This window comes from Anaerovibrio sp. RM50 (assembly GCF_000622005.1).
Lineage (GTDB): Bacteria > Bacillota > Negativicutes > Selenomonadales > Selenomonadaceae > Anaerovibrio.
In genome coordinates this window covers 1-1,565 of the sequence record NZ_JHWV01000044.1, presented here as the reverse complement: position 1 = coordinate 1,565, position 1,565 = coordinate 1, and the positions used below count along the sequence as shown (strand labels likewise).

The 1,565-nt window shown below is 41.0% G+C and carries 1 protein-coding gene; it reads right to left on the bottom strand.

Translation table 11 applies throughout. The features are described from left to right. Positions 1–136 precede the first annotated feature (136 nt). On the bottom strand, positions 137–1,303 hold the full coding sequence (locus tag T525_RS0111245) for an IS110 family transposase (RefSeq protein ID WP_027407263.1): 1,167 nt from the start codon (positions 1,301–1,303) through the stop codon (positions 137–139). Between the last annotated feature and the right edge of the window lie 262 nt (positions 1,304–1,565).

Genomic DNA, 1,565 nt, shown 5'->3' with positions numbered 1-1,565 from the left:
GGAGACCAGCTATGAAAAGTCAAGTATGGATTAGCTGGAATTTGTAAAATCCTTTTTGTAGCAAAAATGGGTAACCTTAACAAGGCTCCCTGGTGGGTGCTTTTTACAAATCTATGATGTTGGGTATCCAGATCTCTTAGTCGAGGTTAAATTCTACATTGTCAGTCATTATCTTCCAGATAATCCTGACGAGTTTGCCTGCACAATGCCCGAGGGCGTTATAGTGTGAGCGGCCTTCAGCCATCTTGGCATCATAATAAGCCTTGAAGGTGGCATTGTTTTTAACAACGTTATGTGCTGCGTTTATAAGAGCATACCTGAGGACTGTGGATCCACGCTTGGACATTCTGGTTTTTTTAGCTTGGAAGTTTCCAGACTGGTATACAGAAGGATCTAAGCCAGCATATGCAAGCAGCTTGTTGGGGCTGGAGAATCGGTGTATATCGCCGATTTCACCAAGTATCATTCCGCCGTTTATATATCCGATTCCCGGAATGGTTTTGATGACAGAATCATTGAATTTCATAATGTCCGTCATTTCAGCTTCAATTCTCTCTAATTGGCTATCCAGTAACTCAATCTGTGCAACGGTGTGGGTTATCTGAATAGATAGAGCACTGTCGTTGGCACCGACAGACTTCTGTGCAAGAACTCTTAACTGCTGAGCAATCATTTTATCAAAGTGTCCGTGGGAGGTTACAGTGAGAAGATGAGCCAGATGAGTCATATGCATAGAAGCAATAGCTTCTGGTGTAGGCGCTTCTTTTAATAGCGCATAAACAGATTTTTGATGCAGACCTGATTTGAAGAAATACTGCAATTCAGGGAATACCTCATCAATATAAGAAGTCAGCTGAATCTTTAATCTGGTTCGCTGCTTAATAGTCTTTTGACGAAAACGGCCAAGAGCCTTGAGGTTCATCAGATCTAGATCGAAAAAGGTCACGAATCTGAGTTGATCCTGCATCATGAGAGTTTTGCAAATAATGTATGTGTCGACTTTGTCAGTCTTCGTTTTGCGCACGTTGTTTTTACGCATAATAGAAGTCTTTATGGGGTTCAACACACACACTTTGTAATTAACGGTAACAAGGTATCGAACAAGGTTGTCACCGTAGTGTGCCGTTGATTCAAGACCAATGATGATGCTGTCCTTATCGAAAAAATCGAGTTTGGATATCAGCAGTTGGAAGCCATCATTGTCATTTGTAAATTTGAACGGCTCGATGAGTATTTCACCATCAGACGAGATGGCTGAGGCGAAATGGTTGAGTTTGGCAATATCAATGCCTACATAAATCATGAGGTTGAACCTCCCTTTCTAAAGTCTGATACCGTGATATCCACCAGCGATTATCATCGTAGACTTGATGGAAATAAGTACTCGGACAGCTCCGGCAACATCCAGCTATAAACAATTCAGATAAAGGTAGTGGCAATACACTCCTTAGAGTAGTCAAAGCTACAGGAAAACAATCAAAAGTCCACAGTATCTGAATGTATTGAACCACGATATTAAAAAGAAAGGAAAGTATGTGTTTTAGCTTCTAAAAACATCATACAAG